The sequence below is a fragment of the Planctomicrobium limosum genome, from assembly GCF_051465645.1.
Lineage (GTDB): Bacteria > Planctomycetota > Planctomycetia > Planctomycetales > Planctomycetaceae > Planctomicrobium.
In genome coordinates this window covers 707,628-721,794 of record NZ_CP195790.1, presented here as the reverse complement: position 1 = coordinate 721,794, position 14,167 = coordinate 707,628, and the positions used below count along the sequence as shown (strand labels likewise).

The 14,167-nt window shown below is 52.9% G+C and carries 11 protein-coding genes and 1 other RNA gene; 7 read left to right on the top strand and 5 right to left on the bottom strand.

Annotated elements, in window-relative coordinates:
* The first annotated feature begins 72 nt into the window (after window positions 1–72).
* Together SH527x_RS02675 and SH527x_RS02670 are read left to right on the top strand one after the other, a co-directional pair.
* Window positions 73–1,143: a glycosyltransferase family 4 protein gene (locus SH527x_RS02675; protein ID WP_437193114.1), complete on the top strand. Its 1,071-nt coding sequence runs from the start codon at window positions 73–75 to the stop codon at window positions 1,141–1,143.
* Between the two features lie 177 nt (window positions 1,144–1,320).
* Window positions 1,321–2,127: a TrmH family RNA methyltransferase gene (locus tag SH527x_RS02670; protein WP_437193113.1), complete on the top strand. Its 807-nt coding sequence runs from the start codon at window positions 1,321–1,323 to the stop codon at window positions 2,125–2,127.
* 244 nt (window positions 2,128–2,371) lie between these two features.
* Here SH527x_RS02670 and SH527x_RS02665 read toward each other — a convergent pair whose 3' ends face one another.
* Window positions 2,372–2,983 (bottom strand): superoxide dismutase, encoded by a 612-nt coding sequence (locus tag SH527x_RS02665; protein WP_437193112.1) that lies wholly within the window; start codon window positions 2,981–2,983, stop codon window positions 2,372–2,374.
* Window positions 2,984–3,232: 249 nt separating this feature from the next.
* Complete coding sequence (locus SH527x_RS02660; RefSeq protein ID WP_437193111.1) at window positions 3,233–3,625, bottom strand: hypothetical protein; 393 nt, start codon at window positions 3,623–3,625, stop codon at window positions 3,233–3,235.
* Between the two features lie 356 nt (window positions 3,626–3,981).
* On the opposite strand from SH527x_RS02660, the gene SH527x_RS02655 reads away from it, so the two are divergent.
* The gene (locus tag SH527x_RS02655; protein ID WP_437193110.1) at window positions 3,982–4,620 is read left to right on the top strand and encodes an FHA domain-containing protein; all 639 of its coding nucleotides are present in this window, start codon (window positions 3,982–3,984) and stop codon (window positions 4,618–4,620) included.
* Between the two features lie 137 nt (window positions 4,621–4,757).
* Here SH527x_RS02655 and SH527x_RS02650 read toward each other — a convergent pair whose 3' ends face one another.
* A complete protein-coding gene (locus SH527x_RS02650) occupies window positions 4,758–5,117 on the bottom strand; it encodes a Flp family type IVb pilin (protein ID WP_437193109.1) in 360 nt (119 codons plus the stop codon).
* Window positions 5,118–6,371: 1,254 nt separating this feature from the next.
* Between SH527x_RS02650 and dapF the strand changes: the two genes are divergently transcribed.
* On the top strand, window positions 6,372–7,202 hold the full coding sequence (gene dapF, locus SH527x_RS02645) for a diaminopimelate epimerase (protein ID WP_437193108.1): 831 nt from the start codon (window positions 6,372–6,374) through the stop codon (window positions 7,200–7,202).
* A gap of 112 nt (window positions 7,203–7,314) precedes the next feature.
* Here the strand turns inward: dapF and SH527x_RS02640 are convergent, their stop codons facing one another.
* Window positions 7,315–9,681 (bottom strand): hypothetical protein, encoded by a 2,367-nt coding sequence (locus tag SH527x_RS02640; RefSeq protein WP_437193107.1) that lies wholly within the window; start codon window positions 9,679–9,681, stop codon window positions 7,315–7,317.
* A 348-nt stretch (window positions 9,682–10,029) separates the two neighbouring features.
* On the opposite strand from SH527x_RS02640, the gene SH527x_RS02635 reads away from it, so the two are divergent.
* From SH527x_RS02635 to SH527x_RS02625, 3 genes are all read left to right on the top strand, one after another.
* Entirely contained in the window at window positions 10,030–11,340 is a 1,311-nt protein-coding gene (locus SH527x_RS02635; protein ID WP_437193106.1) for a GNAT family N-acetyltransferase, read from the top strand.
* A gap of 111 nt (window positions 11,341–11,451) precedes the next feature.
* A complete protein-coding gene (locus SH527x_RS02630) occupies window positions 11,452–12,399 on the top strand; it encodes a JmjC domain-containing protein (protein WP_437193105.1) in 948 nt (315 codons plus the stop codon).
* A gap of 239 nt (window positions 12,400–12,638) precedes the next feature.
* Window positions 12,639–13,643 carry a 2-dehydro-3-deoxygalactonokinase gene (locus SH527x_RS02625; RefSeq protein ID WP_437193104.1) on the top strand — a complete coding sequence of 335 codons (1,005 nt, stop codon included), beginning with the start codon at window positions 12,639–12,641 and terminating at the stop codon, window positions 13,641–13,643.
* Between the two features lie 90 nt (window positions 13,644–13,733).
* On the opposite strand, the gene rnpB is transcribed toward SH527x_RS02625, so the two are convergent.
* Window positions 13,734–14,139, bottom strand: an RNA gene (gene rnpB / locus SH527x_RS02620) — RNase P RNA component class A.
* Window positions 14,140–14,167: the final 28 nt, after the last annotated feature.

The following is a 14,167-nucleotide window of genomic DNA, read 5'->3' as shown; positions in this document are numbered from 1 at the left end:
ACGAATCAATTTACGAGAGGGGTACTGCAAGTTGTGGCTCTGAATGAGGCAAGTGATCGGCTCAACGTCTTAATGTTATCCGGAACATCTCAATTACGAGGAAGTTCCGCTCGGACACAGTCTCTTGCGGTTCGATTGCCAAAGCAGGGCGTTACTCTCCGGCTCGTGGCAACCGATTCTGCCACAAAATTGCCCATCAACTCGGTCGAAACAAGAACGTCACGTTACCTGAACTGGCCTCTTGTCGGCCCTGTCACCTGTCGTTTTCTGGCGAGCGACCTGCGTTCCAAGGTCCCGACGATCATCGACATCCAGCATCGCAGTTTACATGCTGTCGGCGCCTGGTTTTCTCGTAGGCTTCAGTGTCCCTACGTCGTCACTGTTCACGATTACCTGCGAGATCGGGAACGATTTCAGATCGACCCTCAATGGTGCCAGCGGGTCGTCACTGTCAGCGATTCCGTGAAGAATGAATTGCTGGAACGAACCAAAATCCCTGAATCACTCGTCACCGTTGTCCCCAGTGGAGTGATGCCCCCGAAAGATTCAGAGCTCTCCCAACTCTTCTCGTCAGGTCGAGCCCCTGTGATTGGCACCGCCGGTCCACTCGAAGCCGGGAAAGGGATTCAACACTTCCTGCGTGCGGCAGTGCGAATCTTGAAAGGGCGACCGGACACATTATTTGTCATTGCTGGCTCTGGCCCAGAAGAACGATCCTTGCGGCGACTGGCACTCGACCTGCAGATTTCACATGCAGTCACGATTCTCCCAAATCTTCTCGACTTCAGTTCTGCATTGAAGGCGATGGACATTTTCGTCCTGCCTGCACTCAAGCAAGGACTCGGGTCGACCATCCTGGATGCAATGGCCTGGGGCTTACCTGTCATCGCCTGTGACTCCGGCGGGGTCTTCAGTGTTGTCGTCGATGGGATGACTGGATTACTGGTGCCTCCTTCAGATGATGTCGCACTTGCAGAACGAATGCGTTATCTCCTGGACAATCCGGATCGTGCGAGGGAAATGGGAGCCTGCGGTCGACAGCGAATTCAAGCGCAATTCCATGTCGATCACATGATGGATGCAACTCTGAATCTGTATCGAGAGGTTTCTCGACCATCAGTCACGACGACAGTCCCAGTCTAGACCGTATCGCTCTATCATGTGGCCGCGCAGCAGCCTTCTCGATAGGAGAAAATCTGAATGCCGCGTGCCTGTCACGCCACACCAGTTCGAGAACCACTCTAGCCCAGTTCGCTCATCAGATTGCCGCTTGACCACTCTCTCTTTCTCATCTCAATTGAAGTGATCGCACAGAAGACGATGCCTGTAATTCATCTTGAATCTCTCGACGATCCGCGGCTTGAACCGTACCGCAACTTGAAGTCGACTAACCTGACTCGTTGGTCCGGCCTCTTCGTAGCAGAGGGAATCCGACTCGTTGAACGGCTGATCGAAAGCGACTTCCAGCTTGCTTCGATACTCGTCGCCGATTCCCATTTGCGTCGACTTCCAGCCACGGTCCCTGATGATGTCCCGGTCTTTGTCGCTCCACTTCCGGCATTGGAACCACTGGTCGGATATCAGTTCCACAATGGGATGCTGGCCTGCGGGTACCGTAAACAGAGTTCGGCCGTTGATGAATGGTTTGCCAACGACCAGAAGCCGCGACTGATCGTCGCCTGCCCACACACCGCCGATCCAGACAATCTGGGGACGATTATCAGGATCTCTGCTGCGTTTGGAGCAGACGGATTGCTCGTCGGCAATCGTTCTGCCGACCCTTTCTGCCGTAGAACACTTCGCATCTCGATGGGAAACGCGTTTCTCTTTCCGATTCGCGAAACCAACTCATTCAACGACGATCTTCAACGCATGAGAAAGGAGTTCGGGTATTCCGCACTCGCAAGTGTGCTGGATGATCAGGCAATCCCTCTCGCAACAGCAAAACGCCCAGCGAGGATGGTCCTGATTCTCGGTAACGAATCAGATGGTCTTCCACCAGAAATGACCGCACTTGCGGATCAGAAGATCATGATCCCGATGGCAGAGAAGATCGACTCGCTGAACGTCGGGATCGCTGCAGGAATCATGCTTCACCATTACACGCAAGTCGCTGTGGCAGAGTAAGGTTCCCTTGCGGCGCACTCGCCTGCAATTTTCTCGCAATTCTTCAGATGCCTCCACTCAAAGCAGAGTGCACCAACAAAAAACACAGGCAAGACATTATTTTGTCTCACCTGTGTTTTTAAATGCAGATCGACCAAACCACCGTCATCGCGACAGAACTGATTGGCTGAATTCGCAATCAACTGGCATTTCAAACCTGAATTGACAGGTTAATCAAACCTGTCAGAAACGGGTGATCACACCATTACTTGGCAGCAGCGTAACGGCGGCTGACTTCTTCCCAGTTCACCAGGTTCCAGAATGCCCCAATGTAATCTGGACGGCGGTTCTGGTAGTGCAGGTAGTAAGCGTGTTCCCAGACGTCGAGACCGAGGATTGGTGTTCGGCCTTCGGAGAGTGGATTGTCCTGATTTGGGCTACTTTCAATAACCAGCTTGCCGGCTTTATCAACAGACAGCCAAGCCCAGCCGCTGCCGAATCGGGTGGTTGCAGCAGCATTGAAGTCGGTCTTGAACTTCTCGAACCCGCCGAGTTCGCTCTTGATTGCTTCTGCCAAGGCGCCTGTTGGCTCGCCGCCGCCTGCTGGCTTCAAAATTGTCCAGAACAACGTGTGGTTCGCGTGACCGCCGCCATTGTTGCGGACGGCAGTGCGAATTGATTCTGGAACAGAAGAAAGATCTTTCACGAGATCTTCAACTGACTTTGCAGCCAGTTCCGGATGACCTTCCAGCGCTTTGTTCACGTTTGTGATGTAAGCCTGATGATGCTTTGTGTGATGGATTTCCATCGTTCGTGCATCAATATGTGGCTCAAGTGCGTCATAAGCATACGGCAGCGGTGGCAGTGTGTAGGCCATCGATTCATTCTCCTCAAGGCAAGTGAGTTCGTTGACTCCGATTGCCTCATTCTAGACCAAACATCCCACCCCACAACCATCTGAATGATTTTCAGTGCAGAATAACTCAGAGGGGGAATTTCCGTTCGGTTCAAGGGAAAATCACAATGGGCGAAGCCGCAATTCTTCAGGCAAATCGAAGGTAAAAACGCCGTCACCTCGATGCGTCGCTGCCATAATTTGACAACTACAGGCCCCGCAAAACAGCAATTACATTTTGCGAATGCGAATTCCGTTCACACCATGCCCGCAGTAGACCGTGCGGACGGATTCAATAGCGGCCCAGCCTGGAGGAATCGGCTGATTACCGCAGATGATCATATCTGCCCCCGGATAGTTCGGGAGGCGCTGAATCACCCAGGCATTCTTTCCTAGCCCATTGCATGCTGGCGAATTCTGAATGCCAACAATAATCCAGTTCGGAGGGACAGGGCGATTTGTGCAGATAACAGCCTTCATCTGATCATCATAAGGAAGCACTCGTGGGCGAATCGGACGGCCAGCCGGAAGCTGGGAGTTCCACCCCTTTCCAGCCTGCACCTCTGCCGCCCCCCCGGCGATGACAAAGAGAAACAACATGACAGAAACTGTAGTTCGACGCATGCCTGTAACTCCGGTGGCAACAAGAAAGACTGGGGGGAAAGGCCCAGAATGTTTCTCGAACACTAAAAGACAGCAATCCAGACAACAACATGAGTCTTTCCACCGGTCGCAGGCTGCCCCGCCATCGGCAACTTTCGCCGGACAGTCACGTAAAATCGTCCGCTAAGAGGGTCGTAATGGTGATCAATTCCGATTAGTTCACGTGAAATCAACTCATTAAGAGAAACCGCCGCTTCTGTTGCAAATTGACATAAATCGATGCCTAATCTCTGCCGATGACATGAAATGGCAGATCGCCATTGCAGCTCCGCACACGCCAGCTCTCTATTTTTTGCTGAAGACCTCAAGGACGTGCCATGGAAACAGCATCATCCGCTAGTTCCGGCTTTGTATTGGTAATTGAACGTGGGCGTTCTCAGTTTCCACGTCGTCCAATCGAAGGAAACCGATTCCTGATCGGCTCAGGCAGTAATTGTCACTTGCAACTGGGCGGTCAGATTCCGATCTTGCACAGCATCATCATTCCTCAGGGAAGCAGCTTGTGGATCGATGCCTTCGTTTCTGATCCACCGCTCAAAGTGAATGGTCAAACAATCCGTGAGAGCGAACTGCATCGCGGAGACCTGATCGAGATCGGGACCTTCGCATTTACCGTGGATCAAGAAGAAGTTGCACTTCCAGAAGCCCAGATCAGCGAACCACAACTCTCGCCAGAAGAACTGCTTCACGTCTTAGCAAACGGCTTGGACTTCCTGCAAAAAGCAGAGTCAGGCCGAGAAAGTGGCGCCAGAGCATTGCTTGCAGAAATTGCTCGACTGCAATCTGCCGCAAAACAGCCGCAGGCTCCGATTGAATCGCAGACTGCACCTGTCATCACAGAAGAAGTCGAACTAAACCAGGAATACTCGCTCTCGCAGCTTGAGTTGATGGCTCAACGGGAAGCTGAACTCGAAAACGAATCTGCTGAGGCCGCCGAACTTCGCCGCAGCGCATAGCAGCAGCGTCGCACCGAGAACACTGAAGTTCGACGATCGAAAAGTCGCGTCGCAAGCCGTTGTATAAAACAAAAGACGCAGCAAGTGACACGAAAGCCACTTCGCTGCGTCTTGAAATTTCTCGCCCAGTGAATCGATTACCGCTGATCATCTTGTTCGGCAGACTCAGCAGCGTCCGAACCTCTCTCACTCGTCGCAGCTTCGGACTTCTTCCGTTCGTATTCTTTTTGCAGATCAGTGATCGACTCCGCTGCCGGGCGCTGAATGAAGCTTGAGCCTGCAGTCCATGCGGAACCGCTCCTTCGCCCTTCGAATGAATAGCTCTGATCGAGGCTTCTAAAAGAGTAGGCTACTTCAGCAAGCTCATCCTGAACGGCAGTCGAAACTGTTGAAAGGCCTACGGTTGCTCCCGCCACGGCCATTGTTCCCAGCAAAGCAGTCTCAGCAGAGAGAACCGCTCCAGATTCGTCGTTTAGAAATGACGCAAACAGCGACATCGTCGATGCTCCCAAATTGATCTATCAAGTAGAAGCGACGATGCGGCCTGCGCTCCGAATCGTCTTACAATCCTCAAAATAGATACAATCGGCACCTCTGGCAAGCGGCCTGTTCACGTTGATTTACAGAATTGTAAAGACAGCTTATCGCCACTCTGGGAAAATGCAGCAACTCCAAAAGCAGCTGGGCATGACGTACAACGCCGGAGGCAAATAAGGAGCAAATTCCATCGAGGAAGAGGGATCACATACAGTTCAAGCATGAACTGAGTTGGTCAAAAGAGAATGATCACCACAGAAAAAGCGAGTGGGACCAACGAAAAGCAGGAGTAGAAAGAAAAACCTGCGCGGCACCGGATACAATCAACTCGCAAGTTGAGACGGCACATCAATTACGAGCCTGCGCGTTGCTCTTCCTGTTATTGAAGAGCAACGTTCGCGCAGCACATCGCAACAAAACAATGCGACCATCAAGTCATAAGCGACAACCCGTAATAAATCACGTGTTCCCGCGAAACTTTTCAGGTACACAGGCAACCAGAAATCGAACGACTTACTGCTCCCCAACCAAAGCTGGCCAAGGGAAGTAAACCAATGACTCTGACTGCATCCAGACTATTTACGGTGGCGGATCTTTGCACGCATACGACGCTTCTTGCGACCCAATTTGCGACGACCCTTGCCTGTCTTCTTAACTCCCATGTTCCCGAACTTTCCGCTTTCTGTCTGGTCTCTGGCAATTCGTGTTGACGATGGCAACCGAACGTATGACTTCAGAATCACGTCTGCAATGCAGGACAATCCTGACATTCGAGTTGGCAATTTGCCACAACTCGAATCCATTTGCGAACCGTGTCAAGGCTCCCAAAACGGAAGCCCACAAAGTAGTTGAGAAAGTCACATTTTGCAAGTCGTCACGTAAAAAGAGATCGCATCAATTCAAGACTTCCGTGAACAGCCACATGATTCTGGTCTGTGTCAGGCGACAGATCGATTGGAAGTCTTGTTACGGCGGTGCGTTCTGCAACAATGCCATGCAGGTGGAAAGTCAGGACAGACACCGGATAGAACGTGAGAATTCACTGCGGATACGTCCGGGATTCCACAGATTTCCCCTGACCAGGTCGCCGGAGATTGAATGTCCTGATCTCCACAACATGGGATCCCCACTCATGGGGCTACTGAAAACGCATTGTCTCCCAGCGATCAGAGATCAAGACTCCGATTCGTTCAATTCAAAAGGAAGTTTGCGAGATGCGGTTCACGAAAATGCATGGAGCCGGCAACGATTACGTTTACGTCAACGCCTTCACAGAGACATTGCCGGAAGACATCCCTGCACTCGCAAGAAAGATCAGTGACCGACACACCGGAGTCGGTGGTGACGGGCTGATTCTCATTTGCCCATCCGATCAAGCCGACGCCAGAATGCGGATGTACAACGCCGATGGCAGCGAATCAGAGATGTGCGGAAACGGTGTCCGCTGTGTCGCCAAGTTCGTCTATGACCACGGCATCGCCAAGAAAGAAGAACTGAAAATTGAGACGGGCAGGGGAGTTCTCACTCTGCAGGTGTTCCCAGTCGACGGACGTGTCGAGCAGGTCCGCGTCAATATGGGCCAGCCGATTCTGGAAGCGGACCTGATTCCAACGACTCTTGCAGGCACTCCCCCAGTCAATGTTCCATTGGACGTCGGCGGCACGACTCTTCATGTCACCGCGGTTTCGATGGGAAATCCCCACTGTGTGACGTTCGTCCCCGAATTGAATGACCACCTGATTCACGGCATTGGTCCCCAGGTGGAAGTCCACCCGGCGTTTCCTCGGCGCGTCAATGCAGAGTTCATCAAAGTCATCTCCCGATCCGAGATTCAAATGCGAGTCTGGGAGCGAGGGAGCGGAGAAACTCAGGCTTGCGGAACCGGCGCCTGCGCTTCGCTTGTGGCCGGGGTCCTGAATGGACTGACAGAACGCAAAGTGCTCTGCCATTTGCCTGGCGGAGACCTGACTCTGGAATGGGCGGAATCCGGGGAAGTCTTTATGACCGGTCCAGCCGCTGAAGTCTTTTCTGGCGACTGGGAATAAACCCCGGTTCGTCGAATGCACTTTCAAGACGACAAAAATAAAAGCAGGGATCATCCGCTCTTTCGAGTTGATGATCCCTGCTTCACGTTGAGAATACGTTTATTGAACCGAACTATGCGGCCCGTTTAATCTTGAACTGGACGTTTTCATCGGCCACAAGCGGTTCGCTTTGAGCAACCGGCAGTTCCAGTGAAGGAGCGTCTTCAGACGTCTCTTCGTCACGTTCGCGAGACTTTTTCAAGCCAAACACAGTCGCCACACCTGCTCCGAGCAAGCCGACGACAATCCAGAGAGTCCTGTTACTGGCAGTCTTGGCTGGCTCAAGTTCTTCGACTGAGGATTCGGCCAACGGATCGTCAAACTGAAGCGACGACTGATTCTGAACGAACTCCAAAGGAGGAGCAGGAACCGGAGGGGCCTCAAGCATCGGACGGTGCCGCCCAATTGTCGCAGACGCCATCCCCTGATCGGGTAGCATTCGCGATTGAGTCGAGTCTCCGAAACCTTGGAACGGACGCGGTTCATTCACCGAGCGAGTCGATTCCCCGAGTGCGAACTGCACGTTGTCCGACATCCCTGATGCAGCAACTCCCATCCCCTTCGAATCAAATCCGGAAGGAGTCGCAGATGTCTGCGTCAAAGTCGGTGTTGCAGCACTGGCAGGAAATGCACTCCATGTGTCTCCGGCACTTGCAGTCAGAGCTTCTCTTGAACCGCTTCCAGACGGCATCCCAGGGCGAATCTCTGGCAACGCGTCTGACGATTCAATTGTTGTCGCTTTAAACCGTGACGTCGTTGTGGTCGGTGTCGATGCCACTTCCCCAAACGGAGATGGTGCCATCGCGGACGACTCGGCTTTCTTCGCCACAGCAGGTGTTGTCGGAGCTGCTACCCAAGTCGCAAACCGCTCGTTGAACGGCGAATCGAATGGGGAGCTGGCCTGGTCGGCGACACGCTTCTCTGGCTGAGGAGCCTGAGTTTGAGCAACCTGAGTCGCTGCGGTGAATACCATTGCTTCAGGAGCTGGCTTCGTAGCGATCTCACCGGAATTTTCCAATGTCCCCTGTGGAGCATTGGCCAACTGGCTCGATGGATTGCTCTTGAAGATCCTGGCCGAAATCATGCGGGCGAACTCACTTGGATTCTCGTCTTCAGATGAGAAAGCAAGTCGACTTTCGGTCGCAATTTTTTCCGCGAGAAGTGCACTGCGATAAGCCGAATGCAATTCTCCCCGAATCTCACTTGAATGAGCCTGCGACATCAGCGCACGGACTCTCAAACGCTGTTGTCGCTGTGAAACATCGTCCGTCGGGCTAGGTTCGAAGCGATCCGTAGAGGCAACAAAGGCTGTCCCAACGTTCTCCTTCGCAGGAGTTCCCTGACTGAAAGGATCTGCTTTGGCAGATGTCTTTTCAGCACCGCCGGTAGTCGCACCTGCAGCAAGACCAGTCGTGGTTTCTGCAAATGGATCAACCGAAGTCTTCGAAGGAGTGCTTCTCGGAGTTGCAGACATCCACGAAGGCGAACCGAACGGAGATTCGCTCGTCACAGCCTTACTCACAGATGGAGCATTCCCGAAGTCTGTCGACGGGACAGCTTGCGGCTTCTCTGCCGGTTTAGCGGCAGCCATTCCAGGAAACGGACGCTGTGCCCAGGTGTCCTGAGCAGCAGGCTGGCTCTCAGTGAAAGGTGACTTGGCAGTCGCTGCGACTGCAGGTGCCGCCTTATCAGTTGCCACGTTTTCAAACGCTGCTTTGTCAGGTGCTGCAGCATTGTCAGCAGTGGATTTGGCTTGTAATGAAGCCGCCCCCTTAGCTGCAGATGGCGTTGCCGAGGCTGTTACGGGTGCCTTCGGAGTCGCAGATGGTGACGCGTCTTTCAGCTCCCCATCAACAGCTGCATCACTCGCCGCTTTCGATCTCTCTGCAGAAATTCGGGCTCCCGACGCAGCGAACTCTTTCTCAAACCAGTTTTCTGGCGAAAGATCTTTGATCGGCTTGGCAGAAGGAGCAGGTTCCGCAGCCAGAGCGCGACTTGTCGAGGATTTATTCTCAGTCAGTGCGTTTGGACGCGAGGCGAGGGAATCGGACTTTTCGATTTTGTCCTGAATCTTCTCTGACTTGTCCTGAATCTTTTCGGCATCATTTGATTCAGTGGCTGCGGATGGATTCTTCTTCCAGAACATCCACCGCGAACGTTTCGCAGGCACTTCCTCGCCGTTCACATGAACGACTGCGGAAGTGCTCTCAGGCTGGATGCCGCCGGCAAACTCCACCTGATTGGTGTCTAGAAGCCGATCCATTTCCGCTTCTCTAGCAGAAGCAAGTTCAACTTGCTGCGAGACCCTGCCGGTCTCTTTCGTAATATCCGAGCGGAATGGACTATTAAGACAACCGGCAAGCTGCACACCAGATGCACAACCAACGATCATCGCAACATTTAACGCACGATTACGTGCGGTAGACCGAACTGGGCTCATCACAGAATCCCCCCGAAGTGATGACGAATCCTCATTAATCGGTTCTATCGACAAGCATCGATCTGCTGCATAAGACGAACGAGTCGAAAGTAACGGTTTTCAGGGTGCTGCCGTTAAATCCTATCCAGTCTTCCTGAGCCTGCATTTTTCAACAATCAGTTCAGCCCAACCATTCAGAATGATCTACCGTTTCAGGATCAGAGAGAATGCGTCTGAAAAATGCGATCCCGACAGGTGATTCACCACGGCAAACTTGGACTCATCCCACGGTGAGTACCTGACTTAAATACGATCGCATCTCATCAGAACCATTCAACAATCTTCCATCCCTTACGAATGTTCAGACAGATGGCGTTGGCTCAGCTGGAATTGAAGCCGTCCGAATCAACCACTCAGCATGGTGATGCAAGCCGCATCACGATTGCCCTAGGGGGAGACACTTCGTTCAGCGTTCAGCACCTGACCTCGGTCGGCGAACTCACACCCTATCTCGAAGAGTGGACACAACTCTCCGAGTCGTCTCTTGAACCGAATGCGTATTACGCTCCGTGGTTCTTTCAGTCCGCTGCAGCTCATCTTTGCCAGAACGAACACTGGCACATCGTCCTCGTCTGGAAATCAGACAAAGCCAAACCGGGAAGCCAGCGACTCTGCGGGTTCTTTCCATTCGTGGAAACCAGAGGATTCATCCGTACGCGTCAATGGACCTTGTGGCAGCACCCATATTGTTTCCTGACGACTCCGCTGGTCGAGCCGGGACTTCAGACCGCCGTCTTCCATTGTGTGTTGAAATTTGCAACTGACGCCAAAGTCCATGCCGTCGAGTTCCCGCTCTTTTCAGGAGAGGGGGCTCTGCATCAGGGAATGGTCGAATGTCTGCGAGAACGCCTCGCGACGACATTCATCAAAGACCATTATCTTCGCGCCATTACCCCTTACGTCACCGAGACTGATGAAACGGCCATTCTTGGCATTGGTGGACATCACCTCAGGGAACTCAAGCGTCAACGCCGCAAGCTCGAATCACTCGGACAGCTGGAATACCGCGTCCTGCGAGACACTCGTACTACTGACCTTTGGCTGGACTGGTTCCTTAAGCTGGAATCAGCAGGATGGAAGGCACAACAGGGAACCGCACTGCAACAGGCCGAAGCGGATACGCGATTCTTCCGAAGCATGATCATGACGGGACTCGCAGAAAATAAGATCAAGCTGGAAGGCTTGTTTCTGAATGGTGATCCCATCGCCATGAAGGTGAATCTTTTCAGCCCTCCAGCCGCCTTCGCATTCAAAATCGCCTTCGACGAAACACTTCGCAAATGGTCACCGGGGATTCAACTGGAACTCGAAAGTCTCCAGCAATTTCTGAAGTCGGATGAAATCAATTGGGCAGATTCCTGTGCGGCGCCGGGGCATCCCATGATCGATCGGGTCTGGCGTGACCGGAGAGTGATTCAGCATCTGCTCATCTCCACCGGACATGGTCGGAGTGACGAAATCATCGGCTCACTTCCGCTCCTGAGAGCACTCCGCAGAACACAACGTCGACTCATTCAATTCATCAAGTCGAAGAAGCCAAAACGCGGGACGCAAAGTCCTGTGCAATCAACAACACAGACCTCAACGCAAACAAAGATCACAGACTCAAATCCCGCCTGAAAGAGGTCAAAGCTGACCACGATCGTCGCGGTTTGTTATTCACAAATCACTCGCAGCCATCATCAAATTGAGCCAAAGCGAGTTTATACGACTCAACTCGAAACAGAGACCATGACCATGGGCCAAACAGACACAGCCGTACTTCCAAAAGTCAAAGATCCGGATCACTACAACTCGCTGCTGCAGATTCACCCGCTTGAATTCGAAGCGAACTTCAGCCGCCAACCATTTCTGATCGGGCACCATCTCTGCAACCATCCGCTCTTCAAAATCGAGCGATTGCTGGACCTGTCAAAGCGACTGCCAGAATCATGCATTGAGTACAACGCCGGTAACATTCCGATCAGTCTCGAAGGCTCTTTAACGCCAAGAAACGGGCTGACTCCGGAAGAAACCATCCGTCGTATTACAGAATGTAAATCGTGGCTGGTGCTGAAATATGTCGAGCGCGACCCGGAGTATTCAGCACTCCTCGATACTTGCCTGTCAGAGATTCGCCCCTATTCCGAACCAATCGCGCCGGGGATGACACACCCTCAGGCGTTCATTTTCATTACATCACCAGGATCTGTCACCCCGTATCACATCGATCCAGAACATAACTTCCTGCTTCAGGTTCGTGGCACCAAGGAAGTCCGCATGTTAAACGGAAACGACCGCAACATCGTTTCAGACATTGACCTCGAAAACTTCTATTCGGATCGCGGCCGCAATCTGAAACTGAATTCCGAACACGAGAAGGCCGGCTGGACCTACCAACTTCAGCCAGGCGAAGGTCTGCACTTCCCGGTCACATTCCCACACTGGGTCAAGAACGGGAATGAAGTCTCGATTTCATTCAGCATCACGTTCCGCACGCCAGACCTTGATCGCCGCCGCGCTCTCTACGGAGCAAACGCCGCCATTCGAGCACGAGGTGGAAAGCCGACTCCAGTTGGCAAAAACGCAATACGTGATCACCTGTTATATCTTTCCAGCCGAATCCAGCGAAAATTCTCCTCGATGTTCGCCAGCGACAAGCATGACGAATGCTCAAATGGCAGAAAATGTGGGATGTAAACTCCCCACGCAGCTGATCTGATTCGCGATCAGATGAATGTCGATAAATTCAATATGCAGACGGCCCTCAGCAATGGGGGCCGTTTTTGTTTTGAAGCAGCAGCAAAGTGCCGCTGAACCACAATTTCGAACGTGCGACTTGACGAAAGCCACGATTCACTGGATACAAGTCACACATTGTGGACTCCACGATTCCCCCCAACGCAATAGAAAGACTCGCGCAAGTGCGAGGCGAGCCGATGAGTGACTATTTCTTTAATTGCGATTGGGGAACAACCAACTTTCGTCTGCGGCTCGTCAGTACAAATGACGGGGCAATCATTGCCGAATGCCGTTCAGAAGATGGAGCAGCGATTCTCTCTGCCGCCGCCACGAGTCCAGAGAATCGGGAAGAGCGTTTCCGGGACGTGCTTGACCGATCTGTTGCGGCAATGAGGTTGAAAGTCGACTCGGTTCTCGATCAAACTCCGATCATCATTTCCGGGATGGCCAGTTCTTCGATCGGATGGCGTAATCTTCCATATGCAGTCGTCCCGTTCGCACTGGATGGTGGTGACCTCTCGTTTGAACGCCTCGATGAGAAGACCGCAACAACGGGTCACCCAACTTATCTCCTCTCCGGGCTCCGCAGTGATCGGGATGTCATGCGTGGGGAGGAAGTGGAACTCATGGGGCTGACAAAGCTCCCAGATGTTCCTCTGGATGGAGTAGGGGACACCTGGGTGATCCTGCCGGGGACGCACTCCAAGCACGTTCAGATTCAAAAGAGAATCGTCGTCGACTTCCGCACATATATGACAGGCGAATTGTTTGACGTACTGGGACATCAAAGTTCGCTGCAGCATTCCCTCAAGGACGCCACAGGCACGATTCAACTGCCAGATTCGAGCCATCCTCAATGGAAAGATGCATTTGAATCAGGAGTGCAACTCGCCCAGACGGACGAGTTGAGCAGCATTCTCTTTCAGGTGCGCACAGGGCAACTGTTGAAAGGCAACTCCGCGTCGCAATCCAGCGCACTGCTGAGCGGAATTCTGATCGGAGCCGAGTTGCAGGCTCTCAATTCTCGATTGAACACCAATGACGAGATTGTTCTCGCAGCAGCCGGGCATCTGAGCACAGCTTATCAAACAGCTGCAGACCAACTCGGCTTGGCTCGCCGCTTATTTGTCGTTCCGCCAACAGATGTCGCGCGGCTTTCTTCACTGGGGCAGCTTCAGGCACTGCAAAAGATTGCACCATAGCGCCTGGTCAGGCGTTGAAGTTCAAGTCTCGAACGGAGAGCGTGGCTCGTCGGCCGCTCGCGTTCTGATACATGAATAAGAAGAATAAAACTTCAGAGTGGGCCTGTAAGCCGGGTTCTGTCGAGGATGATCATTTCTCTGGGACGCTGATTGCTCAGACGCCTCGACGCGACCGACCCGAAAGTCAGACGAAACGGACCGCTTCGTTCTCTTGCGAGATCCTTTCTGCTTGGTCTTGCTCCCGGTGGGGTTTACCCTGCCAGAACTGTCGCCAGTTCCGCGGTGCGCTCTTACCGCACCATTTCAACCTTACCTGTGAATCAAAACGGGTTCCGAGGAACCCGCCTCGACCCCATCGGCGGTATCTTTTCTGTGGCACTTTCCCTGTTCTCGCGAACGGTGGACGTTATCCACCACCGTGTCCTGCGGAGCCCGGACTTTCCTCCCTCAATCAACCGCCGAAGCACCGATCAAGAGCGATCACCCAGCCCACTCTGAAGAATATGCAGTGTCAGTCATCTGAA